Below are 23,260 nucleotides of genomic sequence, written 5' to 3' on the forward strand. Positions count from 1 at the left end.
CCGAGGAGGTGCCCGATGGTCCTCGTCCTCGTCGCGTTCGCGATCGTCGCCCTGATCGTCCCCGCCCTGACCCCCGTCCTCGGCCGCCGCGTGTTCACCGTGGCCGCCCTCGCGCCCGCAGCCGCCGCCGTGCTGACGGTGCTGCAGACGGACGCGGCCCTGCACGGCAGCGTCGTCGAACGGCACCGGTGGGTCCCGCAGCTCGACCTCGAGATCACGCTGCGGATGGACGCCCTGTCGTGGGTCCTCGCGCTCGTCGTGTCGATCGTCGGGGCCCTCGTGCTCGTCTACTGCGCCTCGTACTTCGGCCGCGACGAACCGGGGATCGGCCGGTTCGCGGGCGTGCTGACCGCGTTCGCCGGGTCGATGTTCGGCCTCGTCCTCGCCGACGACGTCATCGTGCTCTTCGTCCTGTGGGAAGCCACCACGGTCTTCTCGTACCTGCTCATCGGGCACGACGCCGACAAGCGTGCGAGCCGTGCGGCCGCGATGCAGGCCCTCGTCGTCACCACCGCCGGCGGTCTGGCGATGCTCGCCGGTCTGGTCATGCTGTCGGTCGCGGCGGGCACGACCTCGCTCTCCGGCATCATCGCTGCACCGCCGACCGGACCGATCGTCACCGTCTCGGTGGTCCTCGTCCTGCTCGGCGCACTGACGAAGTCGGCGATCGTGCCGTTCCACTTCTGGTTGCCGGCGGCGATGGCCGCTCCGACCCCGGTCAGCGCGTACCTGCACGCCGCAGCGATGGTGAAGGCCGGCATCTACCTCGTGGCCCGGCTCGCCCCGGCGTTCGCACTGCTCGACGGCTGGCGCGAGACGATCACCGTGCTCGGTGTCCTCGGCATGCTCATCGGTGGCTACCGGGCGCTCCGCCAGACCGACCTCAAGCTCCTGCTCGCCTACGGCACCGTCGCGCAGCTCGGGTTCCTCGTGCTCACCGCCGGGTGGGGCGCGCCCGCGGTGGCGCTCGGCGGGGTCGCCCTGCTCGTGGCGCACGCCGCGTTCAAGTCCACGCTCTTCCTGGTGGTCGGTGCGATCGACCACACCACCGGCACCCGCGACCTCGGGCGCCTGAGCGGCCTCGGCCGGAAGGCACCGTGGCTGGCCGTCGTGGCCGCCCTCGCGCTCGTGTCCATGGCCGGCATCCCGCCGACGATCGGCTTCGTCGCCAAGGAAGCCGTGCTGACCGGGTTCACCGAGTCGCTGCACGGTCCCGACGCCGGCTGGGCCTGGTTCGCCCTCGTCGGCGTGACGCTCGGCTCGGTGCTCACCGTGGCGTACTCGCTCCGCTTCTTCTGGGGAGCGTTCGCCCGCAAGCCCGACGTCGCCCAGACGGAACCGCACGCCCTGCACGGTCTGGGTGTGGTGCCGTCGATCCTGGCGCTGACCGGTCTCGCTCTCGGCCTGCTGACCCCGGTCGTCGCGCACGGCATCGAGCCCGCCGCGACGGTGGCAGCGCTCCCCGGCGAGGAAGTCCCGCACCTCGCGCTCTGGCACGGCCTCGAACCGGCGCTCGGCATCTCGGCCGTCACGCTGGTCGGCGGTCTCGCACTGTTCGCCCTCCGACGTCCGGTCGAGGCACTGCAGCACCAGCTCGCCGGGTTCCCGAGTGCCTCGGGCACCTACCGGCACCTCATGCGCGGCCTCGACCGGTTCGCGACGGGCCTGACCGCCGGTGTGCAGCGGGGTTCGCTCCCCTACTACCTGACGGTGATCCTGTCGGTGTTCGTCGCGGGTGCGCTCGCGAACCTCGTGCTCGGCGGGCCGTGGGAGTTCCACGTCCGGTTCTCCGACTCGTGGGGGCAGATCCCGGTCGTCATCGTGATGTCCGTCGGCGCCATCGCCGTCCTCACCGCGAAGACCCGGTTCGCCGCCGCCGTCCTGGTGGGCGTGACCGGCTACGGCATGTCCGTCCTGTTCGTCCTGCACGGCGCGGTCGACCTCGCCCTCACGCAGCTCGTGGTCGAGACCGTCACCCTCATCGCGTTCGTCCTGGTGCTCCGGCGGCTCCCCCCGCGCATCGCGACGACGAACCCGAGCCGGTTCCGCATCGTCCGTGCGCTCTTCGCGGGGCTCGCCGGACTCACGCTGGCGATCGTCGTCATCGTCGCCGCCTCGGCGCGCACCGCCGACCCGATCTGGCCGGACCTGCCGGCTCTCACGAGCTCGTTCGGGCACGGCCTGAACGTCGTGAACGTCGCCCTCGTCGACCTGCGCGGCTGGGACACCCTCGGTGAACTCACCGTCGTCGTCGCCGCGGCCACGGGCGTCGCGAGCCTCATCTTCGTGAACTCCCGCGAGGACACGCTGCCCCGGCTCCGTGACCTGCCGGAGAAGCTCACAGCCGACGGCCAGCGCACCGACGGCGAGCCGCGCGCCTGGCTGCCGACGAGCGCCGCCATCCCGACCGGCCGCTCGGCACTCCTCGACGTCGTGGTCCGACTGCTGTTCCACGGGCTCATCGTCCTGTCGGTCTACCTGCTGTTCGCGGGGCACAACGCGGCCGGCGGCGGCTTCGCCGGTGGCCTCGTCGCCGGCATCGCGCTGGCGGCCCGCTACCTGGCGGGTGGCCCGGCCGAACTCGGCGCCGCCGCCCCGGTCCGTGCCGGTCGACTGCTCGGACTCGGTGTCGCGACGGCAGCGATCACCGCGATCGTGCCGCTGTTCTTCGGTCGCGAAGCCCTGTACTCCGAGTTCTTCGAGGCGACCGTCCCGATCCTCGGCCACGTCGAGTTCGTCACCGCCACGTTCTTCGACATCGGTGTGTACCTGGTCGTCGTCGGCCTGGTGCTCGACGTCCTCCGCAGCCTCGGCGCCGAGGTGGACCGGCAACGCCTCGAAGACGCCGGGGCGCCCACCCGCGACACCACCGAGGGGTCGGTCCGCGACGCCCTCGAGGCCCCCACCCCGGAAGGGAGCGCCACATGACCGTCACCCTCGTCCTCGTGATCGCGATGGCCGTGCTGTTCTCCTGCGGCGTCTACCTGCTGCTCGAACGGTCCCTGACCCGGATGCTGCTCGGCTTCCTGCTGCTCGGCAACGCCCTGAACCTGCTCCTGCTGGTGATGTCAGGCGCCGCCGGCAACCCGCCGATCGGCAAGTCCTCCGAGGGCATCACCGACCCGCTCCCCCAGGCCTTCGCCCTGACCGCGATCGTCATCACCTTCGCCGTCAGCGCGTTCCTGCTCGCCCTCATCCACCGCTCGTGGCAGCTGTCCCGTGCCGACGAGGTCGAGGTCGACGAAGCCGACGTCGCCATCGGCCGCACGCGCGACGACCCCGACGACGACCCGGAAGCCGACTTCGACCCGAAGTCCCCCGAGGACGCCGACGATCCACACGAACACCAACCGCACCAGGACGGAGTGAACCGATGACCTGGCTCGTCCCGCTCCTCGTCCTCGTCCCGCTGCTCGGCGCAGCCGTCGCACTCGGCCTCCTGCGGCACCAGAAGCTCCAGCGAGCGATCACCGTCGTGGTGCTCGTCGTCGCACTCGCCGTCGCCGCGACCCTCATGGTGCTCGTCGACCACCACGGCACCATCGTCGTGCAGGTCGGCGGGTGGGACGCCCCGTACGGCATCTCACTGGTGGTCGACCGCCTCAGCGCCCTGCTCCTCACGGTGAGCGCCAGCGTGCTGCTCATCGTCCTGCTGTTCTCGATCGGTCAGGGGCTCGCAGCCGACGACGGCGAGGCCCCGGTCACGATCTTCTACCCGACCTACCTCGTCCTGGCCGCGGGCGTGCTCGACTCGTTCATCGCCGGCGACCTGTTCAACCTGTACGTCGCGTTCGAGATGCTGCTCGTGGCGAGCTACGTGCTCATCACCCTGGGCGGCAGCGAGCAGCGGGTCCGGGCCGGCACCACGTACATCGTCACGAGCCTGATCGCGTCGGCGATCTTCCTCGCCGCGATCGGCCTGGTGTACGGCGCGACCGGCACGGTCAACATCGCCCAGATCAGCGAGCGCGTCGCCGAGCTGCCCGAGCACGTGCAGCTGCTCCTGCACACGATGCTGCTCATCGGCTTCGGCATCAAGGCGGCGGTCTTCCCGCTGGCGTTCTGGCTGCCGGACTCGTACCCGACGGCCCCGGCCCCGGTCACGGCCGTCTTCGCCGGTCTGCTGACGAAGGTCGGCATCTACGCGATCATCCGCCTCGAGACGGTGATCTTCCCCGGGCCGCAGTTGAACAACGTGCTGCTCGTGGTGGCGGTGTTGACGATGGTCGTCGGGGTGCTCGGTGCGGTGTCCCAGACCGACGTCAAGCGCCTGCTGTCCTTCACGCTCATCAGCCACATCGGCTTCATGGTGATGGGTGTCGGGCTCGGGACGGTCGCGGGGACGGCGGCCGCGGTGTTCTACACGGTGCACCACATCGTCGTGCAGACCACGTTGTTCCTGGTGTCCGGCCTGATGGAACGCGTCGGGGGGACCACGTCGACCCGGTCGCTCGGCGGGTTGTTGAAGGCCGCGCCGCTGTTGGCCGCGCTGTACCTGATCCCGGCGTTCAACCTGGGCGGCATCCCGCCGTTCTCCGGCTTCATCGGCAAGCTCGGGCTGTTCCGCGCCGCCGCCGAGGACGGCTCGCCGCTGGCGTACGTCACGATCGCCGCCGGCGTGGTCACGTCGCTCCTCACGCTGTACGCGCTGATGCGCGTGTGGGACGCCGCCTTCTGGCGGCCGAAGCCCGCGGCCGAGGCCGCGGCGCCGCACGCGACGACCGCCGAACCGCACGCAGCCCTGCGGTCGCCGGAACCCGCCCCCTTGACCGTCTCCGAGGAGACGGGTGAGGCCTTCCACCCAGGAGGCTCGGTGACGGTCACCGACGCACCCCACGCGAGCAGTGCCTCCCGTCCGACCGCCGGGTCGACCGAGACGGTCGGCGAAGCGCCGACCAAGGTCCGACTGCCGCGCATGCTCGTCGGCGTGACGACGGTCGCGGTCCTCGGATCCGTCGCCCTCACGGTGGTCGCCGGCCCGCTCTACGGGTACGCGAGCCGCGCAGCGGAGTCGCTCGAGTCGCCGGACCGGTACGTGCAGGCCGTCCTCGGGGGTGACCGGTGAACACCGACACCCGACACGTCGCGAACGCCCGCCGCATCGCGGTGGCGTGGCGGTACGACGTCCCGCTCGTCGCCGGGCTGACCGTCCTGTGGGCCCTGCTCTGGGGCTCGTGGACACCACTGACCCTGCTCTGCGGCATCGTGGTGGCGCTCCTGGTCACCCAAGCGCTGCCGCTCCCGCCGGTCCCGCTGTCGGCCCGGTTCTCGATCGTGCACGCCGTCCGGTTCCTCGTGGTGTGGTCCGGACTCGTCATCACGGCGTCGTTCCGGGTCGCCTGGGTCGCGTTCCGCCCGCGGGGTGTCCGCCGCAGCTCCATCACGCTCGTGCAGCTGCACTCCACCGCCGAGATGACCTTCACGCTGGCGACCCTCGCGATCTCGCTGGTGCCCGGCTCGTACGTCGCCGACGTCGACCTGCGGCGCCGGCGCCTGCTGCTGCACGTGCTCGACACCGAGCGGGTCGAGCAGGTCGAGGCCGCTCGTCGCGAGGCCCTCGGCATCGAGGCCATGGTGATCCGTGCCTTGGGGTCGAAGCAAGACGTCTCCGAACTGTCCGAACCGCTGCCGGAGGTCACCCGATGAGCGCCGCCGTCGTCGTCATGGGGATCGGCATCGTCCTGGTCCTGGCCCTGCTCGGTGCCACCCTCGCGCTCGCGGTGTTCCGGATCGTGCGCGGCCCGACGATCCTCGACCGCATGATCGGATCGGACATGGTCCTGACGACCGTGCTCGTGGTGATCGCGGCGTCGATGGTGGTCCGGCGCGACCTGACCGGGATCCCCGTACTCGTGGTGATCGCGGCGACCAGCGTGTTCGCCACCGTCGCCGTGGCCCGAGCGGTCACGCCGTCGTCGGACCCGTCGGACGAGGGCCTGAGCGTCACCACCCCCGAGCACGCCGCCGAAGCAGAGGAGCAGTCGTGACCGAGATGATCCAGGCGTTCCTCGACGGCGCCGGCGTGCGGGCGTGGATCGCACTCGCCCTCCTGCTGATCGGCTCGCTGCTGTCCCTCGGCGCCGGGGTCGGCATCGTGCGGTTCCCGGACCCGCTCGTCCGCCTGCACGCCATGGCGAAGCCGCAGGTGCTCGGGCTGGCGTTCGGGCTGGCCGCGATCGTCGTCGCGGTGGGGACCTGGACGGCGTTCTGGGTCGTCCTGCCCATCATGGTGTTCCAGCTGTTCCTGGTGCCCGTCTCGACGCACATGATCGCCCGCGCGGGGCTGCGTGCCGACGACTACCGGCACGAGGACCTGTTGGTCGACGACACCGAGTCCTGATCGTCAGGCGGCGGTACGGCGCCGCAGCAGCAGGTTGACGACGGCCGCCAGCACGACGACCGCTGCCGAGGCCGCGGGGAGCGCCATTGCGACGGACGTGCCGTGCTGCTCCGCCAGGTCGCCCGTGATGGCGGAGGCGATCGACTGCCCGACGATCACGGCGGACCCGAGGATCGTCATCGTGGTCGCGGACCGGCCGACCGGTGAACGGTCCGAACCGAGGCTGTACTGCGCGACGAGGGTCGGACCGATGCCGACGCCCATGATCGCCAGGACGATGCCGACCGCCACGACGGAGTCGGCCTGCGAGAACGCGATCGCGCCGCCGAGCAGGACCACACCGAACACGAGCCAGCGCCAGCCGAGACCGAACGACCGCGGGAACGCTGCGGACCCGAGGGCGAGTCCGGCCGAACCGATGCCCATCAGGCCGTAGAGCAGGCCGGCCTGGGACGCCTCGCCGTGGGTCTCCATGAACGCCGTCAGCGACGTCAGCGTCGAGCCGAAGAACAGGCCGATGCCGAGGATCCCGACGACCACGACGACGAGCCGCGGACGCAGGAGTTGGCGCGCCGGGGCCTGGGTCAGTTCCTCGTGCTGCCCGAGCACGAGCTTGCCGGTGGGGTGCAGCGCGAAGGCGGTCACGAACACGAAGGTCAGGGCCGAGGCACCGGCCACGGCGACCCAGGGGGCGATCGCGCTGGCGAGGATGCCGACCAGGAACGGGCCGATGATGAAGACGGTCTCGTCGGCGGCGGACTCGTACGCCATCGTGCCGCTGAGGGTCTTCTCGCGGCGGGCCGGCCGCATGCGCTGCGCGATGATGGCGACGAGCCGGGTACGGGACATCGGCGCGACCTGGGGAGCGGACGCCCCGATGCAGAACGCCATCGCGAGCACGGCCAGGTCCGGCGCGCTGCCGCTGACGACGAAGGGGAACGCGCCGAGCAGCGCCGCGTTGACGAGGCCGACGGGGACGAGCACGGCACGCTGGCCGAACCGGTCCGCGGCGGCGCCGACCATCGGTCCGAACACCGCGGCACCGATGCCGACCGAGGCGGAGTTGACGCCACCGAGGGCGACGGAGTCACGCGCGGCCACGACGAGGGTGAGGACCCCGACGACCATCATGGCGAACGGCAGGCGGGCGATGAACGCCACCGGGAAGTACCAGCGTCCGGCGAGGGAGACGAGCGAGGCGTCTGCGCCGGCCGCGGGGTCCGTTCGCTCCGGAGCGGGCGCCGACGGGGTGGGACTGGTGTGGAGCATGGGGGTGTGCCTTCTCGGCCCGGCCCGGTTCGGTGGGGGGCGGACCCATCGGGTGCCGCCGTTGTCCGCCGGGGAGCCGGCGGCCGGTAGATACACACTGCGTGTTTCAGAACTGCGCCCATCGTACCAACCGTTCCGGTCAGGGCCAGGGGTAACGCTTCGTCACCGGACCGTCCTGCGGCCCGCACGGCCCATATCGTGGCGCGCATGGAACAGCGACGCATGGGGCGCACGGGGGCGCCCGTCAGCTCGCTGACGCTCGGGACGCGTGCCGTCGCCGGCGTCGCGGCCCACGACCCGTCGGCCGGTGTGACCCTCGTGCTCGAGGCGCTCACCCGCGGCGTGACGTCGGTCGACGTCTCGGACGCCGACGGCGCGGGCCTGGCCGAGACGGCTGTGGGCGCGGCGATCGCCGGACGGCGCGAGGACGTGTTCCTGTCGGTGCGGTTCGGCGCCCCGGTCGACCAGGACCCGGCGCACCGTGGCAACGGGCGGCGGTGGATGTTCCGAGCCGTGGAACGGAGCCTGCAGCGACTCGGCACCGACGTCATCGACCTGTACCAGCCGGCGCTGCCGGACCCGGCGACGTCGCTCGACGAGACGCTCGACGCCCTCGCCGACCTGGTGGCCCAGGGCAAGATCCGCGCGTTCGGCCTCCCCGGGTTCCCGGCCGAGGAACTCGTCGAGGCGCAGTGGCTCCGGTCCGGGTCGAAGAGCGCCACCGCGACGCACGTGCCCTACTCGATCCTCACCCGCACGGCGGAGCGCACGGTGTTCCCCGTCGCCCGTCGGTTCGGCCTCGGGGTCCTGGCCGGAGCGCCCCTCGCCGGCGGCTGGCTCGCGGGCACCTACCGCAACGGCACCGTCCAACCTCGTTCACCGCACGTCGACGAACAGCCGGACGCGTACGACATCGGCGCCCCGCGGAACCGTCGGAAGCTCGAGGTCGCCGACCGGCTCGGACGCCTGGCCGACGACTCCGGCTTCACGGTGTCGGAGCTCGCGGTCGCCTTCGCCCTGACCCACCCGGACGTGTCCTCGGTGGTGATCGGGCCGCGCACCGTGTCGCACGTCGACGCCTACGTGCAGGCGTCCGAGATCGTCCTCGACGACGGGCTGCTCGACGCGATCGACGCGATCGTCGCGCCGGGCACCCACGTGCTCGAACGGGACACCGGGTTCGCCCTGCCGGCGCTCAGCCGCGAGCGACTGCGCGGTCGCACCCCGGTGGGCGCCGGACCGAACCGCTCGTAGGGCCGCGGTCAGGAGACCTCGCCGGCACGCGCTCCCGCCCACAGGTCGACGTCGGTGATGCCGACCGAGTGCTCGTCGATGGTGCGGAGCTCCTCGTCGGTGAACGAGGTGTTCGCCAGCGCCGCGACGTTGTCCTCGAGCTGCGACACCTTCGACGCCCCGATCACGAGCGAGGTCACCCGCTCGTCACGGAGCGCCCAAGCCAGGGCGAGCTGCGCCAGGGACTGTCCACGAGCGGCGGCGACGTCGTTCAGAGCTCGGAGGTGCCCGACGACCTCTGGGGTGATGCTCGAGGCGTCGAGCGACTTGCCGGCGGCGGCTCGGGAATCGGACGGCACCCCGTCCAGGTACTTGCCGGTGAGCAGGCCCTGCGCGAGCGCGGTGAACCCGATCACGCCGAAGCCGAGCTCGCCGGCGGCGTCGAGCAGTCCCTCGGTCTCGATCCAGCGGTTGAGCATCGAGTACGACGGCTGGTGGATGAGGAGCGGGGTGCCGAGGTCGCGCAGGATCGCGGCGGCCTGGCGGCTGCGTTCCGCGTCGTACGACGAGATGCCGACGTAGAGCGCCTTGCCCTGCTGGACCGCGGTGTGCAGCGCGCCCATCGTCTCCTCGAGCGGGGTCGAGGCGTCGAGTCGGTGCGAGTAGAAGACGTCGACGTAGTCGAGACCCGTCCGCTGCAGGGACTGGTCGAGCGAGGCCAGCACGTACTTCCGCGAACCGCCACCCTGACCGTACGGCCCCGGCCACATGTCCCACCCGGCCTTGGTCGACACGACCATCTCGTCGCGGTACGGCCGGAAGTCCTCACGCATCAGGCGCCCGAAGTTCACCTCGGCGGCTCCGTACGGCGGGCCGTAGTTGTTCGCGAGGTCGTGGTGCGTGATCCCGAGGTCGAAGGCGCGACGGCTGATCGCGCGCTGCGTCTCGAACGGCACGTCGTCACCGAAGTTGTGCCAGTACCCCAGGGAGAGCAACGGCAGGTCGAGGCCCGAGCGGCCGGTGCGGCGGTACGTCATCGAGTCGTAGCGGTCGTCGCTGGCGATGTAGGTCATGGACCGAGCCTGCCACCGGCACCATCGGACGAGCGCAGCACGCGCGATCGGGTGCATGATCGACGCACCGACACGGAAGGGCACCACCATGGCACGGACGACGAAGACCGAGGGCACCTTCACCGACGAGGAACGCGCGGCGATGCAGGAGCACGCCGCCGAGGTCAAACGCACCCGCGGCACGAAGGGCACCAAGGCGGAGAAGGCGGCAGCGGACGCCGCCGCCGTCGAGGCGAAGATCGCGGAGATGCCCCAGCCGGATCGCGGGCTCGCGGAACGCATCCACCGCATCGCGCTCGAGGTCGCGCCCGACCTCGCGCCGAAGCTCTGGTACGGCATGCCCGCGTACTACAAGGACGGCAAGGCGGCGTTCTTCTTCCAGGACGCCGCGAAGTTCAAGGCCCGCTACGCGACGCTCGGGTTCCAGGACTCTGCCGCGCTCGACGACGGGACGTTCTGGCCGACGTCGTGGGCGATCACGCCGGAGTTCTCCGAGGCGGACGAGGCGACCGTCGCCGACCTGATCGGCCGCGCGGTCGCCTGACCCCGCGGCCGGTACCGTGAGCGCATGACCGTGCTCTGTTCGGCCGACCGATGACCGCCGTGGGGGTGCCGGCCTGCTTCGCGCTGGTCTTCGTCCTGCTGTACGCCCTGGGACGGCGCCGTGACCCGCGGATGCTCCGGAACGGCGTGTTCCTGACGGCCGCCGCGTTCTTCGCGCTCGCGACGGCCGTGACCGCACTGACGCTCGTGGTCCCCGGGTTCAGCCTGGTCGTCGGCACCGTGCTGCTGCTCGTCCCGCTCGCGGTGGCCGTCCTCGGTGTGGCGCTCATCGCGAACGGGTTCCGGATGCTCCGATCCGAGGGACGCAGTCTCGGCAACACGCTGTCACTGGTCGCCGGGGTGCTCGTGTTCGTGCTGCCGGCGGTGGCGATCGCGCTGTTCGTGTCCGCCAGCGGCGAGGGCTTCACGCTCTGGGACGGCACCCGGATCGCGGTCGCCGTGCTGATGGTGTTCGTGTGCGGGTACTTCGCCGTGTCACTCGTCGCGTTCGCCGTGTACTCCGTCGTCTACGGCCGGATGCGTCACGGCACCGTGCCGGACACGATCGTCGTCCTCGGTTCCGGGCTGATCCGCGGTGAGGTGCCGCCCCTGCTCCGCAGCCGCCTCGACCGCGCACTCGTCGTGTACCGCGCCGAACGGGCCGCCGGGCGTCGGCCGCTGCTGATCCCCTCCGGCGGGCAGGGCGACGACGAACCGCGCGCCGAGGGCACCGCGATGGCGGAGTACCTGCTGGCGAACGGGGCGGACCCCGACGACGTCCGGCCCGAGACCGAGTCCCGCAACACCCGCGAGAACCTGCGGTTCTCCCGCGCCGTGCAGGCCGAGGCCGGGCGCGACGGTCAGGTCGTCGTGGTCACGAACGACTACCACGTGCTCCGCGCCGCCACCCTGGCCCGCCGGCTCGGCCTGCCGGCACAGGTGGTCGGCTCGCCGACGGCGCCGTACTACGTGCCGAGTGCGTTCCTGCGCGAGTTCGTCGCGGTGGTCGTCGAACACCGCTGGCTCAACGTGGTGGCGTGCACGCCGTTCGTCCTGTTCACCGCGTTCCTGCTCTGGGAGTCGTTCCAGCAGCGGTAGACGTGACCAACGGTCGGCCGGGAGGCCCGTGGCGGGCCCGCCCCGCGCCTCCAGTCCGACCCGCCGTAAGATCTCGACCATGGTCGAGATCCAGCCGCCGCGTCCGACCGACCTGCTCCCGATCGGCGAGATCGTCCGACGCACCGGCGTCGCCGCGTCGGCCCTGCACTTCTACGAGCGCAAGGGCCTGATCCGCCCCGAGCGCACCGACGGCGGTACCCGGATGTACCCGCGGCACGTCGAACGACGGATCGCGATCATCCAGGTGGCGAAGCGCCTCGGCATCCCGCTCAGCGAGGTCGCCGAGCAGTTCGGCACGCTGCCGGCCGACCGGATGCCGTCCCTGCGCGACTGGAACCGGCTGAACGAGCGGTGGCGTGCACGACTCCGGGCCCGCCAGCTGGAACTCGAGCGGCTGCAGCAGGAGATGACGCAGTGCATCGGGTGCGGCTGCGTCTCGCTCGGGGCGTGCTCGGTCGTGAACCCGGGCGACACGCTCGGCGACGAAGGCCACGGCGCTCGGCGGCTGCTGCCGATCGAGGACGACGCCCCGCAGGACTAGACCCCGCGGAGCCCCTCGTCGATCCGGTCGAGCAGCGCGAGCGCCCCGGGCAACCCGGCGTCGTCGCCGCCGAGCGCGTCGCGGAGCTTGCCGGCCCAGTGCGCGCGGAGGCGTCCGATGCTCTCCCGCGCCACGTCGGTCGAGTGCAGCTGCACAGTCCGCGCATCGTCCGGGTCCTGCCGACGTTCGACCATCCCCTTCTCCACCAGGGACCGCAGCGCGACGCTGAGGTTGCTGCGCTTGAGTGCCGTCGCCTCGGCCGTCGCGCTCGGCGAGGTGCCGGGGTTGCGGTCGACCCAACGCATCACGAGCGCTTCGGTGCCGGTGAGCGGCACGATGTCGAGCGCCCCGGCACCGTGCGGGTCGATCTCCCGCGAGATCCGCAGCACGACGTCGGCGAGGTCGGCGAGGACGTGGTCGGACACGGCGGAGTGCATGTCCGTACTGTACCGAGGATCGGCAATGAGTTATGCTTTCATAACAATGACCACGGACACCGGAACCATCCGCGCGCACGCCGCGACACCCACGACCAGGCAGCAGGGCATCACGACGCCGCTGCTGCTGGTGCTCGGCCTGCTCAGCGCCGTCGCCCCCTTCGCCACCGACCTGTACCTGCCGGCGTTCCCGCAGATGACCACCGAGCTCGGTGCGAGCGCCACCACCGTGCAGCTCACGCTGACCGCGTTCCTGGTCGGTGTCACGGCCGGCCAGCTCGTCTTCGGCCCGCTGTCCGACCGGTTCGGCCGCGTGCCGCCGCTCATCGCCGGCGCGGCACTGTGCGTCCTCGCGAGCGTCGCCGCCGTGTTCGCACCGAACATCGGCGTGCTCATCGCAGCTCGACTCCTGCAGGGCCTGGGCGGAGCGGCCGGCATGGTGATCAGCCGTGCGGTCATCTCCGACCTGGCGACCGGCAAGCCCGCAGCCCGCGCGTTCTCGCTCATGATGATCGTCGGCGGGGTCGCCCCCGTCGTCGCTCCGCTGCTCGGTGGCCTGCTCACCGGTCCGATCGGCTGGCGCGGCCTGCTGTCGATCGTCCTCGGCCTGTCCGTGGTCATGCTCGTCGCGGTGCTCGCCGTCATCCGTGAGACCCACCTGAAGGCGCACCGCGACGTGCTGCGCGAGGAGCGGAAGGGCTCCGGTTCGCCGCTCCGTGCACTGCGCTCCCGCACCTTCCTCGGCTACATCGCCGTGTTCGGCTTCGCGTTCGCCGTGATGATGGCGTACATCTCGGCCTCGCCGTTCCTGTACCAGGACATGATCGGGCTCGGCACCGTCGGCTACGGTCTGGCGTTCGGGCTGAACGCGCTGGCCCTGATGGGCGTGAGCATCGTCTCCGCCAAGCTCACCGAGACCCGTTCGGTCACCGGCGTGCTGTCGCTCGGCATCGCCCTGGTGTTCGCCTCGACGGTCGCGTTCGCGCTGCTCGTCGTCTTCGCGGCGCCCGTGTTCTGGCTCGCGGTCCCGCTGTTCACCGCGGTCGGGTCGCTCGGACTGGTGCTCGGCAACGCCACGGCACTGGCCCTCGGCGCGGTCCCCGCCGCTGCCGGCAGCGCGTCGGCCGTACTCGGTGCGCTGCAGTTCGGGCTCGCGGCGCTGGTGTCCCCGCTCGTCAGCATCGGCGGCTCGGTGACGGCGGCACCGCTGGCGATCGTGATGCTCGCGGCAGCCGTGGTGGCCGTCGTGGCACTGCTCGTCGCCCGGGGTCGCACCCGCCTGGCCTGACTCGGTCGGGGCCGACCCGGTCGGGGCCGACCCGGTCGGGGCCGACCCGGAACGACATCATCGACGTCGCACGACAACCAGGACGTCGTTCCGAGTCGGCCCGAGTCGGCAGCCCCGTCGACTACCGCGCCCGCAGGAACGGGATCCGCGGCATGAGCCAGTCGACCCACACCACCCGCACCCCCGGGGCCACGGCGAGCGCCCACAGGATCGAGGCCACCGCGTCGGTCGGGTAGTGCACCGCGTCGATCGACACCGAGAAGAACACCACCACGATCGCGACGACCCCGAGCGTCAGTGCGAGTCGGTGCCACCGGGTCTCGCGCAGCAGCCAGATCAGCGCGATCACGAACGCCGTGATGTAGACGGTGTGCCCGCTCGGGTACCCGGGGTCGGGCTGCACCGGGAACGGGTGCGGCAGCACGGCGACGTCGGGCCTGGCGCGGTGGACGATCTCCTTCACGACCGCGGACGGCACCCACGTGATGGCGATCGTGCCGCCGAAGGCCAGGGCCGGGCGGAGACTCCGGGTGCGCCACCAGATCACGGCCACGACGACGACGGTGATCCCGATCGCCGGACCGGGACTGATGACGTGGTAGACGGCGGTGGTGAACGCCCCGATCGCGCCGGTGTGCAGGGCGTTCAGGGCCTTCGACAGTCCGAGGTCGACCGTGCCGAGGGCGAACCCGACGAGCGTGATGACGACCACGGCGATGACCGCGATCGCGACGGAGACGAGCGGGTAGGGCGACGGCTCGAGGATCCCGGCGCCGTCGGACTCCGGTCGGCGGGGGCGGAGCAGCGGCGCATCGGTCATCCGACCATCGTCCCAGCCCGGACTCCGACCACGGGTCCGGCGAGCCTCTGAAAGCACTCAGCGCAGCCGCCCGCGAGTAGACAGGAGGCATGCCAACCGTTGCCGAGAACATCGTCGCCACCCTCCGCAAGAACGACGTCGCCCGCGTCTACGGCCTGCCGGGGGACTCCCTCAACGGCTTCACCGACGCCCTGCGCAAGGACGGCACGATCCGGTGGGAGCACGTCCGCCACGAGGAGGCCGCTGCGTTCGCCGCGAGCGCCGAGGCCGAACTGACCGGCGAGCTCGCGGTCTGCGCCGGCAGCTGCGGTCCCGGCAACCTGCACCTCATCAACGGCCTGTTCGACGCCAACCGGTCGCGCGTCCCGGTCCTCGCGATCGCCGCGCACATCCCCACCGCCGAGATCGGCTCGGGCTACTTCCAGGAGACCCACCCGCAGGAGCTGTTCCGCGAGTGCTCGGTCTACGTCGAGTACGTCGCCGACCCGACCCAGATGCCCCGCCTGCTCGAGATCGCGATGCGCGAAGCCGTCGAGAAGCGTGGGGTCGCGGTGCTCGTGATCCCCGGCGACGTCCTGCTCGCCGAGGCGAAGGACGACCGCACCACCCGCATCGAGCGCACGACGCCGCGCATCGTGCCGAGTGAGGCCGAGCTGCTCCGCACCGCCGAGCTGCTGAACGGCGCCGACAAGGTCACGATCCTGGCCGGCGCCGGTGTCGCCGGGGCCCACGACGAGGTCATCGCGCTGGCCGAACGGCTGCAGGCCCCGATCGTGCACGCCCTGCGGGGCAAGGAGCACATCGAGTGGGACAACCCCTACGACGTCGGCATGACGGGCCTGCTCGGCTTCGCGTCCGGGTACCGCGCGATGGAGGACGCCGACGTCGTGCTCATGCTCGGCACCGACTTCCCGTACCAGCAGTTCTTCCCCGCCAAGGCGAAGCACGTGCAGGTCGACATCCGCGGGTCGCAGCTCGGCCGACGACACCCCGTCGACATCGGCCTGGTCGGCACCGTCAAGGACACCGCCCTCGCGCTCATCCCGCTGCTGACCGGTTCGCACCCGACGAAGCACCTCGAGGAATCGCTGAAGCGCTACCGGAAGACCCGCGAGAAGCTCGACGACCTGGCCGTCCCCGCCGGCAAGAAGAAGCCGCTGCACCCGCAGTACGTCGCCCGGGTGCTCGACCGGATCGCCACGCAGGACGCCGTGTTCATCCCGGACGTCGGCTCCCCCGTGGTGTGGGCGTCGCGCTACCTCACGATGAACGGCAAGCGTCGCCTCATCGGCTCGTTCGTGCACGGCACGATGGCGAACGCCGTCCCGCAGGCGATCGGTGCGCAGACGGCGTTCCCGGACCGCCAGGTGATCGCGCTCGCGGGTGACGGCGGGCTGACGATGCTGCTCGGCGAGCTCATCACGATCGTGCAGAACAAGCTGCCGGTGAAGATCGTCGTGTTCGACAACTCGTCGCTGAACTTCGTCGAGCTCGAGATGAAGGCCGCCGGGTTCGTGAACTACGGCACCGAGCTGCAGAACCCGGACTTCGCCGCGGTCGCCGAGGCGATCGGCATCAAGGGCTTCAAGGTCGACGTGTCCGACGACTTCGAGGACGCGATGGCCGCCGCGCTCGCGCACGACGGCCCCGCGCTCGTGTCCGTCCGCGCGAACCGGCAGGAGCTGTCGATGCCCCCGGCGGTCACGCTCGAGCAGGCGAAGGGCTTCACGCTCTACGCCATCCGCACGGTGCTGTCCGGTCGCGGCGACGAGCTGCTGGACCTCGCGTCGACCAACGCGCGACAGCTGCTGTAGACGCGACCGCACGGCGGACGGGAGGCACGGTGCCAGCTGGCACCGTGCCTCCCGTCCGTCACGACGTCACCACCCGAGCGGCTGGCCGTCCTCCAGGAACACGCCGGTCGGGCCCTCCGGGCCCACGCTCGCGGCGGCTGCGACGGTCGCCGCGCTCACCTCGACGGGGCGACCGTGCGGGTTCGGCACCCCGCCGAGCTCGGTCGCCGTGTAGCCGGGCTCGAGGACGACGAAGCGCACCTCGGGTGCGATGCGGGCGTACTGCACCGTGAGCATCGAGACGGCCGACTTGCTCGCGCCGTAGACCGCGGCCTGCACGGTCGACGCCGCGCTGTCCGGGTCGTGGACCGCCGTGAACGAGCCGAGCGCGCTCCCGACGTTGACGACGAGGGGGCTGGCCGATCGGCGCAGGATCGGCAACGCGGCCTCGGTCGTGCGGACGATGCCGACGGCGTTCGTGTCGAAGACGGCGAGCGCGTCCGGCCCGTTCAGACCCCACATCGCGATGCCGGCGTTGTTGACCAGGACGTCCAGGCCGCCGTTCGCGTCGATGTGCGCGAAGGCTGCGGCGACCGAGTCGTCGTCGCGGACGTCGAGCTGGACGGAGCGTGCGCCGATCTCGGCGGCGACGGCCGCTCCCTGGTCGGCGTCGCGAGCGCCGATCCAGACGGTGTGGCCGGCTGCGACGAGCTGGCGGGCGGTTTCCTTGCCGAGGCCACGGGTGGCGCCGGTGATGAGTGTCGTTGTCATGGGTCCAGCGTCGCGCCGGTCGTCCGTCGCAGGGAGTCGCCCGGTTGTCGTAGGACTGGTGGGGCCAGGACGGGGCCGCGACGTGCGCGCAGACTGGGGGCATGGCGGACACGGACTTCGGGCACACCCTGCGACGGCTCCGCGACCACGTCACCCCCGCGGCCGCCGGCATGGCCGTCGGGCCGCGGCGTCGCGCGGCGGGACTGCGGCGTGAGGAACTCGCGGGCCTCGCGGGGATCTCCGCCGATTACCTGACGCGCTTGGAACAGGGTCGCGCGACGTCGCCGTCCGCCCAGGTGGTCGAGGCGCTGACGCGTGCCCTCCGGGTCTCGGACGCCGAACGCGAGCTGTTGTACCGGCTCGCCGGGCACGCGGCCCCGGGCGCGGACGTCGTGCCGTCGCGGATCCCGCCGAGCGTGCAACGGCTGCTCGACCGGCTGGCGGACACCCCGGTCGCGGTGCTCGACGCCGCCGGGAACCTGCTCGTGACCAACGCTCCGCACGAAGCCCTGATGGGACCGATCGGCGGGATGCGCGGGAACGAACGCAACACCGCCTGGCGGCACCTGGTCGGCGCGGGGAGCCGTGCCGTGCACACGCCCGCGGAACAGGCGGCGTTCGAGGAGAACCTGGTCGCCGGACTCCGCATGACCGCGGCCCGCTACCCGCTCGACCGGCAGTTGCAGCAGCTCGTGCGGGACCTGCGGGCGGCGAGCCCGCGGTTCGTCGAGCTTTGGGACTCGGGTGCGACGACCCTGGGCGAGACGGCCCGTCGCAAGGTGATCGACCACCCCGACGTCGGGCTCATCACGCTCGACTGCGACACCCTGGTGGTCGGGCCGGAGGACCTGCGGATCCTGGCGTACACGGCGGTGCCGGGGTCGGTGGACGCCGAGCGGTTGGCGCTGGCGATCGTGCTCGGGACGCAGTCGTTGGTGGAGTGAGCTCGTCCGGCTACGCGGCGTCCTCGACGTCGAACACCACGACCCGGGCACTCGCACCACCGATGAACTCCGCCACCGGCCGGTGCTCCGGGTGCGGCAGGTACCCGGCGAGTGCTGCCCGATCGCGGAACCGCACCACGAGCATCCAGTGGAACCCGCCCTCGAGCCCCTCGGTGCTCACGCTCGTCCCCGACTGCACGGACTCGACACCGTCGATCCGCGGCAGGTGCTCGCGCGACAGGGCGTCTGCCTCGGACGACCGGTCCGCTCCGTCCCACTCGACCAGCACGGTGTGCGTCACTCCTGACACGTGGTCTCCTTCGTCTGTCACGACGCCGATCAGAACGCGGGCGTTCCGCCGGCGATCGTGATCGTGGACCCCGACTGGTAGCTCGACTCCGGGCTCACCAGGTGCACGTACGCGGCACCGAGCTCAGCGGGCTGTCCGGGGCGGCCGAACGGCGAGGTCTCGCCGAAGTGCGACACCGTCTCGGCGTCGTCGGAGCCCGGCTGCAGCGGCGTCCACACCGGCCCGGGGGCGACGGAGTTCACGCGGATGCCCTTGGGTGCGAGCTGCTGGGCGACGGCCTCGGTGAAGAGCTTGATCGCGCCCTTCGACACGGCGTAGTCGATCTTGTCGGCCGAGGGCGTCGACGCCTGGATCGAACCGGTCGTCACGATGGTGGAGCCCGGCTCGAGGTGCGGCACCGCTGCCTTGGTCAGCCAGAACAGCGAGTAGATGTTGGTCTTGAACGTCGAGTCGAACATCGACGTGTCGAGGGTCAGGATGTCCTCGTTGCTGTCCATGCGGCCGGCGACCATGACCAGGGTGTCGAGACCGCCGAACTCGTCGACGCCCTTCTGCACCAGGTCGATGCAGTACTGCTCGTCGGAGATGTCCCCGGGGAAGAGCACGGCGCGACGTCCCTCCGACTCGAGCACGTCGCGGACCTGTTCGGCGTCCTCCTGCTCGTCCGGCAGGTAGGACAGCACCAGGTCGGCGCCCTCACGCGAGAGGGCGATGGCGGCGGCGCGACCGATGCCGGAGTCGGCGCCGGTGATGATGCCGCGGTAGCCGGTGAGGCGTTCCCGGCCGACGTAGCTCTCCTCGCCGTGGTCGGGCTTCGGGTCCATCTTCCACGCGGCACCGGGCAGCGACTGCTCCTGCTTCGGGTACGGCGGGGCCGGGTAGAGGGTGTTCGGATCGCGCTTGTCGTACTGGCTCATGCGTTCCACTGTCGTCGTCGCGCGTGGACGCGCGTTCAGCCGCTGCGGTCCTGGGACACGGCTGGTGACGGACGGGAGGCCCGTGGCGGCGTCGCCACGGGCCTCCCGTCCGTCACGTGGTTCAGACGCCGGCCGTGGTCCGGATCCAGGACGAGGCCTGCGACAGCAGGGCGTAGTTCGAGCCGGCCTTGGTGTCGGCGCCGGGGTCGGCGCTGTCACCGGTGGAGCAGACGGCGACGACCTTGCCGTTCACGAGCAGCGGGCCGCCGGAGTCGCCGTGGTTCGAGGCACCGGTCACGCCGGTGAGGTGCTGAGCACGACCGCTGTACGCATCGGTGCTCGCACCGGTGAGCGAGACGGTGGCCTGGTAGAGGCCGTCGGACTGGGTCGCGTTCGCGCGCAGGCCGTAGCCCTGGATGGTGCCGGTCCCGCTCGACTTGGCGGTCGCGGTGAGGTCGAGCGGGGCGTAGGTGGACAGCGAGTAGGCGGTCCGCAGGTGCACGAGTGCGATGTCGCCCGCGGGCGAGGCGCTGACGCGGTCGACGGCGACGGCGGTGCCCCGGTTGGTCGTGGAGTTGGAGTGGTAGACGTTCATCGCACCGATGCCGTCGATGCAGTGACGGGCGGTGAGGATCCACGAGGCGTTGATCTGCTCGCCGGTGCAGTTGCTGACGTAGCCCGACGGGATGGAGCCGCCCGACGCTTCGAGCTGGACCGCCCACGAGGTGGTGGGGGCCTTCTCGCCACCGACGACCTTCGTGCTGGCCGGCAGTGCCGAAGCGGGTGACGCGGCGAACACACCCGCGGTGATGACGGCCGCGGCGGCGAACGCGGCTGCGATGGACTTCTTCATGACGACTCCTCTGTCGGGGAAGCACCTGACCCGTTGCGCTGTGCAACTAGGCAGCATCCTGACCCTCGTTCGGGGGCCGCGCCAGTCCGCACTTCGACGGACCCGGCCGCCCTAGGATCGTGTCGACCGGGAAACCGAAGGAGCGACATGAGCACGAACACCGCGCGGAGGACGCGCCCGAACGTCGTCACCATCGCGTCCGGCATCTGGTGCGCCGTGGTGCTCGTCCGCCTCGGGTTCCTGGTCGTCGCGGTGGTGCACACCGACGGTGGGCTCGCCGTCGCACTGGTCGGCTCCTTCATCGGCCTCGCCTTCGCGGCCCTGTTCGTCTGGCTGGCGATCCGGATGGCCCGCGGATCGGCGTCCGCACGGCTCTGGCTCGCGATCGTCGCCGGCTTCGCCGTGGTGAACACCGTGGTCGGGCTCGTGCTCGGCGCGGGGGCCGCAGGCTTCCTCTACCCGATCGCCCTCGTCGCCGCGACGGTCCTGAGCTACCTCCCGTCCACGCGAGGGTTCTTCCCGAAGACCGAGCGCCGCGATCGCCCCGCCGAACCCCGCACGATCGGGTGGGACCCGACGACCGGTGAGCGGATCACCGAGCCGGCACCCACCGACGGACGCGCCGGCTGACGGATCAACGGCCCCGTCAGCGGGTGCTCCAGAACGAGATCGACCGACTCTCGTCGCGGATGACGATCGTGTGCGACGCCGCACGGTCCGCGACGGGCCGGTTGCCCTCGCCGCCGTACCAGTACGAGACGTACCGGCGCTGGCTCGGCGACCAGCCGACGACCTCGACCTTGTAGCGTCCGGGGCTCAGCACCACGCCGAAGGTCCCGCCTCGACCGGGTGACCAGTAGCTCAGGTGCGTGTCGAACGTGCTGCCGATCGACTCGCCGTACACGTGGACCGTTGCCCCGGTGAAGTCGGTGCCCACGACTCGCCGCGGAGCGCCGGCCACGAGTCGAGCGTCTCGTGGTGCGCGTTGACCTGCACGCTGTAGTCGTCGCTCGGCAGGCCATGCACCCAGTAGTGGCCGTCGGGCGAGGTGACGGTCCGCCGCACGGTGCCGGTGTTCCAGCCGCGGACCACGACCGCTGCACCGGACAGGTCCGCGCCGTACGGGTTGTGGGCCGTGCCGCCGATCGAGGCACCCCGTCGCACCACCAGCACGACGGTCTCCTGCCTGCCGGCACTGACCACGACACCGGTGCGCTCCGCCGGGATGACGTCGTCGAAGTCGGTCAGCATGACGGTGAGCGCGCCGTCGTCCGGAGCGGCCACCGCCGCGGTGACCGGCGCGACCAGCACACCGATCAGTGTCAGTGCGGTCGTGATCCCGACCGACGTGCGTCGTCGTCGTACCGTCATGGTGTGCCCCTGACCCCCTGTGCGGGGTCGCCCCTGGCCCCGGTGCAGTGGAGCGTAGCGGCGTGTGGCCGCGGGCGCACGGACGGGGCCCGCAGCCATCACCAGCCGCGCTGCGCAGCGTTCTTCGCCACTGCGTCGGCGAGCTCCTGTGCGAACGGCTCGTCCACAGCGCTCGCGGCCTGTGCGAAGGCAGCAGCCACGTTCGACGTGATGTGACGGTACCGCTCGGACGTCTCGTCCGGTGCGAGGTCGAGCGCCTTCCCGAGCTCGCGGAACTGCGCGCTCCCGATCCCGTCGAATCGGTACTCGTTGCCGATGGACATCGCAGCGCGCAACGCGCTCCCGTCCGCCGACGGGTACGCGGCATGCGATCCGAGGTCGTAGAGGGGCGCCAGTCGGACGGAGGACCCGTCGAGGAGCAACGAGTAGTTCTTCGCGTGCGCGTCAGTGCCGAGCATCGCGACGTTCAGCACCAGCGCGTCGAAGAACTGTCGTTGCGCTGCGCTTCGTTCCGCCGGCTTCGTGATGGCACTCCGGAGGAGCGCAGCGATCTGCTTCACCGACGGGCCGCCCTCCTCCTGGTACTTGCGGACCGGGTAGACCGACAGCGCCTGGCACATGTCTTCTTGGTGGAGCCGTCGCCAGTGCCCACTGGCGTCGCGGGCACGGTCGTACCGTCTGCTGACGAAGACCCGTGTCCCGGCCGAGGTGCGCAGGAGCTCGTGGTCCGCAACGTGCAGCCCGAGCAGCCGTGCGGCTTCCATCGACACGAACTCGTTCACGTCGTGATCAGGTAGCGCCGCGATCACCGGCTTGAGGATGTGCGTCGTCGGGGTCGAGTCCTGCGGCACTCCCCACGTGCCGTCGTCGAAGCGGAAGAGGGCAGCCTTGCTCTGCGCGCCGGCGAGCGACCATCGCCCGGCGTTCTTCGTTCCGCCCCAGGAACCGGGGTTGCGCGCGAGCGCATCCAGCAACGTGGAGAAGTCGTCGTCGGTGAGCCGCTGCACATCCCCCCGCCGAACGGCGGCGTCCGTCGATGCCACGTCCGGTGGAAGGAGCTGGACCGCGCCGGCGGCGTCCCGACCGACGCGCTCGAGCAGCCGGAACGGGTTCTCCGAGACGCGGTTCTCGGAAGCGAGTTCGTGAAGCCGTTCCGGGCTGTCGGGCAGGAGCCCGGCGAGGAAGGGGCCGGCGGACTTCGCTGCCCACGTGCGCCGTCCGGTTCGCATCGACAGCGACAGCGGGGTGGCGGACGGGCGGGAACGGTAGGCCTCGTCGTACGTGAAGGTGGTGTTGCCGGTGGCGTTCATCTCGAAGGCACCGACCGGCTCGCCGTCGAGGAACGCGCGGAGCTCACTCATCCGCAGCCGCAGCCTCTGCGTCGAGGACCAAGCCGAGCACGGTGAGCGCATCGAGAGCGAGTCGGAGCTGCGCGGTGCCCTTGCCGTTCTCGAACTCGTTCACCCACCGGCGACTCACACCCATGCGCTGCGCCAGCTCCCCCTGGGACCACCCGAGCTCCACCCGGCGCTCGTGGACGGCATCGCCCAGCGCCAGGACACTGTCTACACGCACGGGACACCTCCGGAGTAACTGATCGCGGCAGCTCAACTGTAACCGATCGATTACACAGTCGTA

The 23,260-nt window shown here is 71.3% G+C and carries 26 protein-coding genes; 14 read left to right on the forward strand and 12 right to left on the reverse strand.

The window, feature by feature from the left end; translation table 11 throughout:
• The first annotated feature begins 15 nt into the window (after positions 1-15).
• From EDF42_RS00340 to EDF42_RS00365, 6 genes are read left to right on the forward strand one after another with little or no spacing between them, the layout of a single operon-like run.
• Positions 16-2,928 (forward strand): Na+/H+ antiporter subunit A, encoded by a 2,913-nt coding sequence (locus tag EDF42_RS00340; protein WP_123671142.1) that lies wholly within the window; start codon positions 16-18, stop codon positions 2,926-2,928.
• Entirely contained in the window at positions 2,925-3,377 is a 453-nt protein-coding gene (locus EDF42_RS00345; protein ID WP_111085885.1) for a Na(+)/H(+) antiporter subunit C, read from the forward strand. The genes EDF42_RS00340 and EDF42_RS00345 overlap by 4 nt, the downstream gene beginning before the upstream one ends.
• Positions 3,374-5,065 carry a Na+/H+ antiporter subunit D gene (locus tag EDF42_RS00350; RefSeq protein WP_123671143.1) on the forward strand — a complete coding sequence of 564 codons (1,692 nt, stop codon included), beginning with the start codon at positions 3,374-3,376 and terminating at the stop codon, positions 5,063-5,065. The genes EDF42_RS00345 and EDF42_RS00350 overlap by 4 nt, the downstream gene beginning before the upstream one ends.
• Positions 5,062-5,646 carry a Na+/H+ antiporter subunit E gene (locus EDF42_RS00355; RefSeq protein ID WP_123294606.1) on the forward strand — a complete coding sequence of 195 codons (585 nt, stop codon included), beginning with the start codon at positions 5,062-5,064 and terminating at the stop codon, positions 5,644-5,646. The genes EDF42_RS00350 and EDF42_RS00355 overlap by 4 nt, the downstream gene beginning before the upstream one ends.
• Complete coding sequence (locus EDF42_RS00360; RefSeq protein WP_123671144.1) at positions 5,643-5,987, forward strand: sodium:proton antiporter; 345 nt, start codon at positions 5,643-5,645, stop codon at positions 5,985-5,987. The genes EDF42_RS00355 and EDF42_RS00360 overlap by 4 nt, the downstream gene beginning before the upstream one ends.
• A gap of 5 nt (positions 5,988-5,992) precedes the next feature.
• On the forward strand, positions 5,993-6,340 hold the full coding sequence (locus tag EDF42_RS00365) for a monovalent cation/H(+) antiporter subunit G (RefSeq protein ID WP_243648940.1): 348 nt from the start codon (positions 5,993-5,995) through the stop codon (positions 6,338-6,340).
• Between the two features lie 3 nt (positions 6,341-6,343).
• Here the strand turns inward: EDF42_RS00365 and EDF42_RS00370 are convergent, their stop codons facing one another.
• Positions 6,344-7,609, reverse strand: a complete 1,266-nt coding sequence (locus EDF42_RS00370) for an MFS transporter (protein WP_123339139.1) — start codon at positions 7,607-7,609, stop codon at positions 6,344-6,346.
• Positions 7,610-7,816: 207 nt separating this feature from the next.
• On the opposite strand from EDF42_RS00370, the gene EDF42_RS00375 reads away from it, so the two are divergent.
• Positions 7,817-8,863: an aldo/keto reductase gene (locus tag EDF42_RS00375; RefSeq protein ID WP_123671145.1), complete on the forward strand. Its 1,047-nt coding sequence runs from the start codon at positions 7,817-7,819 to the stop codon at positions 8,861-8,863.
• Positions 8,864-8,871: 8 nt separating this feature from the next.
• Here the strand turns inward: EDF42_RS00375 and mgrA are convergent, their stop codons facing one another.
• Positions 8,872-9,915, reverse strand: coding sequence for an L-glyceraldehyde 3-phosphate reductase (gene mgrA / locus EDF42_RS00380; RefSeq protein ID WP_123294639.1), 1,044 nt, complete (start codon positions 9,913-9,915; stop codon positions 8,872-8,874).
• A 55-nt stretch (positions 9,916-9,970) separates the two neighbouring features.
• Here mgrA and EDF42_RS00385 point away from each other — a divergent pair, with 55 nt between their 5' ends.
• The 3 genes from EDF42_RS00385 to soxR all read left to right on the forward strand — a co-directional run bounded on the left by EDF42_RS00385 (position 9,971) and on the right by soxR (position 12,118).
• The gene (locus EDF42_RS00385) at positions 9,971-10,459 is read left to right on the forward strand and encodes an iron chaperone (RefSeq protein WP_260234898.1); all 489 of its coding nucleotides are present in this window, start codon (positions 9,971-9,973) and stop codon (positions 10,457-10,459) included.
• Positions 10,460-10,509: 50 nt separating this feature from the next.
• On the forward strand, positions 10,510-11,556 hold the full coding sequence (locus EDF42_RS00390; protein WP_123339143.1) for a YdcF family protein: 1,047 nt from the start codon (positions 10,510-10,512) through the stop codon (positions 11,554-11,556).
• 79 nt (positions 11,557-11,635) lie between these two features.
• On the forward strand, positions 11,636-12,118 hold the full coding sequence (gene soxR, locus EDF42_RS00395; RefSeq protein WP_111085894.1) for a redox-sensitive transcriptional activator SoxR: 483 nt from the start codon (positions 11,636-11,638) through the stop codon (positions 12,116-12,118).
• On the opposite strand, the gene EDF42_RS00400 is transcribed toward soxR, so the two are convergent.
• Positions 12,115-12,555, reverse strand: a complete 441-nt coding sequence (locus EDF42_RS00400; RefSeq protein ID WP_260234900.1) for a MarR family winged helix-turn-helix transcriptional regulator — start codon at positions 12,553-12,555, stop codon at positions 12,115-12,117. The two genes, soxR and EDF42_RS00400, sit on opposite strands and share 4 nt — an antisense overlap.
• Before the next feature lie 46 nt (positions 12,556-12,601).
• Here EDF42_RS00400 and EDF42_RS00405 point away from each other — a divergent pair, with 46 nt between their 5' ends.
• The gene (locus EDF42_RS00405) at positions 12,602-13,843 is read left to right on the forward strand and encodes a multidrug effflux MFS transporter (protein ID WP_123671147.1); all 1,242 of its coding nucleotides are present in this window, start codon (positions 12,602-12,604) and stop codon (positions 13,841-13,843) included.
• 121 nt (positions 13,844-13,964) lie between these two features.
• Here EDF42_RS00405 and EDF42_RS00410 read toward each other — a convergent pair whose 3' ends face one another.
• Complete coding sequence (locus EDF42_RS00410) at positions 13,965-14,663, reverse strand: phosphatase PAP2 family protein (RefSeq protein WP_123671148.1); 699 nt, start codon at positions 14,661-14,663, stop codon at positions 13,965-13,967.
• A gap of 89 nt (positions 14,664-14,752) precedes the next feature.
• Between EDF42_RS00410 and poxB the strand changes: the two genes are divergently transcribed.
• Complete coding sequence (gene poxB, locus EDF42_RS00415) at positions 14,753-16,477, forward strand: ubiquinone-dependent pyruvate dehydrogenase (RefSeq protein ID WP_123671149.1); 1,725 nt, start codon at positions 14,753-14,755, stop codon at positions 16,475-16,477.
• A 66-nt stretch (positions 16,478-16,543) separates the two neighbouring features.
• Here poxB and EDF42_RS00420 read toward each other — a convergent pair whose 3' ends face one another.
• Positions 16,544-17,227, reverse strand: coding sequence for an SDR family NAD(P)-dependent oxidoreductase (locus tag EDF42_RS00420; RefSeq protein ID WP_123339147.1), 684 nt, complete (start codon positions 17,225-17,227; stop codon positions 16,544-16,546).
• Positions 17,228-17,328: 101 nt separating this feature from the next.
• On the opposite strand from EDF42_RS00420, the gene EDF42_RS00425 reads away from it, so the two are divergent.
• On the forward strand, positions 17,329-18,171 hold the full coding sequence (locus EDF42_RS00425; protein WP_123671150.1) for a helix-turn-helix transcriptional regulator: 843 nt from the start codon (positions 17,329-17,331) through the stop codon (positions 18,169-18,171).
• Positions 18,172-18,181: 10 nt separating this feature from the next.
• On the opposite strand, the gene EDF42_RS00430 is transcribed toward EDF42_RS00425, so the two are convergent.
• The 3 genes from EDF42_RS00430 to EDF42_RS00440 all read right to left on the reverse strand — a co-directional run bounded on the left by EDF42_RS00430 (position 18,182) and on the right by EDF42_RS00440 (position 20,251).
• Entirely contained in the window at positions 18,182-18,481 is a 300-nt protein-coding gene (locus EDF42_RS00430; RefSeq protein WP_185002904.1) for a Dabb family protein, read from the reverse strand.
• 29 nt (positions 18,482-18,510) lie between these two features.
• On the reverse strand, positions 18,511-19,398 hold the full coding sequence (locus tag EDF42_RS00435; protein ID WP_123671151.1) for an SDR family oxidoreductase: 888 nt from the start codon (positions 19,396-19,398) through the stop codon (positions 18,511-18,513).
• Positions 19,399-19,519: 121 nt separating this feature from the next.
• Positions 19,520-20,251, reverse strand: coding sequence for a trypsin-like serine protease (locus EDF42_RS00440; protein WP_123671152.1), 732 nt, complete (start codon positions 20,249-20,251; stop codon positions 19,520-19,522).
• A gap of 147 nt (positions 20,252-20,398) precedes the next feature.
• On the opposite strand from EDF42_RS00440, the gene EDF42_RS00445 reads away from it, so the two are divergent.
• A complete protein-coding gene (locus EDF42_RS00445; RefSeq protein WP_123671153.1) occupies positions 20,399-20,881 on the forward strand; it encodes a hypothetical protein in 483 nt (160 codons plus the stop codon).
• Between the two features lie 16 nt (positions 20,882-20,897).
• Here EDF42_RS00445 and EDF42_RS00450 read toward each other — a convergent pair whose 3' ends face one another.
• The 4 genes from EDF42_RS00450 to EDF42_RS18765 all read right to left on the reverse strand — a co-directional run bounded on the left by EDF42_RS00450 (position 20,898) and on the right by EDF42_RS18765 (position 23,197).
• Entirely contained in the window at positions 20,898-21,074 is a 177-nt protein-coding gene (locus EDF42_RS00450) for a hypothetical protein (RefSeq protein WP_185002906.1), read from the reverse strand.
• A 38-nt stretch (positions 21,075-21,112) separates the two neighbouring features.
• On the reverse strand, positions 21,113-21,622 hold the full coding sequence (locus tag EDF42_RS00455; RefSeq protein ID WP_185040691.1) for a carboxypeptidase-like regulatory domain-containing protein: 510 nt from the start codon (positions 21,620-21,622) through the stop codon (positions 21,113-21,115).
• Positions 21,623-21,720: 98 nt separating this feature from the next.
• Positions 21,721-22,983: a type II toxin-antitoxin system HipA family toxin gene (locus EDF42_RS00460; protein WP_185002908.1), complete on the reverse strand. Its 1,263-nt coding sequence runs from the start codon at positions 22,981-22,983 to the stop codon at positions 21,721-21,723.
• The gene (locus EDF42_RS18765; protein ID WP_185002910.1) at positions 22,976-23,197 is read right to left on the reverse strand and encodes a helix-turn-helix domain-containing protein; all 222 of its coding nucleotides are present in this window, start codon (positions 23,195-23,197) and stop codon (positions 22,976-22,978) included. Before EDF42_RS18765 ends, EDF42_RS00460 begins: the two co-directional genes overlap by 8 nt.
• Positions 23,198-23,260: the final 63 nt, after the last annotated feature.

It is taken from the genome of Curtobacterium sp. PhB172 (assembly GCF_003752545.1).
Classification (GTDB): Bacteria; Actinomycetota; Actinomycetes; order Actinomycetales; family Microbacteriaceae; genus Curtobacterium.

What these genes read in the sequence shown, in the direction of transcription:
- EDF42_RS00445 (WP_123671153.1), top strand. Translation starts at nt 20,399, where the DNA reads ATGAGCACGAACACCGCGCGGAGGACGCGCCCGAACGTCGTCACCATC.
- EDF42_RS00455 (WP_185040691.1), bottom strand. Translation starts at nt 21,622, where the DNA reads ATGACGGTACGACGACGACGCACGTCGGTCGGGATCACGACCGCACTG.
- EDF42_RS00360 (WP_123671144.1), top strand. Translation starts at nt 5,643, where the DNA reads ATGAGCGCCGCCGTCGTCGTCATGGGGATCGGCATCGTCCTGGTCCTG.
- soxR (WP_111085894.1), top strand. Translation starts at nt 11,636, where the DNA reads ATGGTCGAGATCCAGCCGCCGCGTCCGACCGACCTGCTCCCGATCGGC.
- EDF42_RS00345 (WP_111085885.1), top strand. Translation starts at nt 2,925, where the DNA reads ATGACCGTCACCCTCGTCCTCGTGATCGCGATGGCCGTGCTGTTCTCC.
- EDF42_RS00385 (WP_260234898.1), top strand. Translation starts at nt 9,971, where the DNA reads ATGATCGACGCACCGACACGGAAGGGCACCACCATGGCACGGACGACG.
- mgrA (WP_123294639.1), bottom strand. Translation starts at nt 9,915, where the DNA reads ATGACCTACATCGCCAGCGACGACCGCTACGACTCGATGACGTACCGC.
- EDF42_RS00365 (WP_243648940.1), top strand. Translation starts at nt 5,993, where the DNA reads ATGATCCAGGCGTTCCTCGACGGCGCCGGCGTGCGGGCGTGGATCGCA.
- EDF42_RS00440 (WP_123671152.1), bottom strand. Translation starts at nt 20,251, where the DNA reads ATGAAGAAGTCCATCGCAGCCGCGTTCGCCGCCGCGGCCGTCATCACC.
- EDF42_RS00375 (WP_123671145.1), top strand. Translation starts at nt 7,817, where the DNA reads ATGGAACAGCGACGCATGGGGCGCACGGGGGCGCCCGTCAGCTCGCTG.
- EDF42_RS00370 (WP_123339139.1), bottom strand. Translation starts at nt 7,609, where the DNA reads ATGCTCCACACCAGTCCCACCCCGTCGGCGCCCGCTCCGGAGCGAACG.
- EDF42_RS00410 (WP_123671148.1), bottom strand. Translation starts at nt 14,663, where the DNA reads ATGACCGATGCGCCGCTGCTCCGCCCCCGCCGACCGGAGTCCGACGGC.
- EDF42_RS00400 (WP_260234900.1), bottom strand. Translation starts at nt 12,555, where the DNA reads ATGCACTCCGCCGTGTCCGACCACGTCCTCGCCGACCTCGCCGACGTC.
- EDF42_RS00390 (WP_123339143.1), top strand. Translation starts at nt 10,510, where the DNA reads ATGACCGCCGTGGGGGTGCCGGCCTGCTTCGCGCTGGTCTTCGTCCTG.
- EDF42_RS00420 (WP_123339147.1), bottom strand. Translation starts at nt 17,227, where the DNA reads ATGACAACGACACTCATCACCGGCGCCACCCGTGGCCTCGGCAAGGAA.
- EDF42_RS00340 (WP_123671142.1), top strand. Translation starts at nt 16, where the DNA reads ATGGTCCTCGTCCTCGTCGCGTTCGCGATCGTCGCCCTGATCGTCCCC.
- poxB (WP_123671149.1), top strand. Translation starts at nt 14,753, where the DNA reads ATGCCAACCGTTGCCGAGAACATCGTCGCCACCCTCCGCAAGAACGAC.
- EDF42_RS00435 (WP_123671151.1), bottom strand. Translation starts at nt 19,398, where the DNA reads ATGAGCCAGTACGACAAGCGCGATCCGAACACCCTCTACCCGGCCCCG.
- EDF42_RS00425 (WP_123671150.1), top strand. Translation starts at nt 17,329, where the DNA reads ATGGCGGACACGGACTTCGGGCACACCCTGCGACGGCTCCGCGACCAC.
- EDF42_RS00350 (WP_123671143.1), top strand. Translation starts at nt 3,374, where the DNA reads ATGACCTGGCTCGTCCCGCTCCTCGTCCTCGTCCCGCTGCTCGGCGCA.
- EDF42_RS00460 (WP_185002908.1), bottom strand. Translation starts at nt 22,983, where the DNA reads ATGAGTGAGCTCCGCGCGTTCCTCGACGGCGAGCCGGTCGGTGCCTTC.
- EDF42_RS00405 (WP_123671147.1), top strand. Translation starts at nt 12,602, where the DNA reads ATGACCACGGACACCGGAACCATCCGCGCGCACGCCGCGACACCCACG.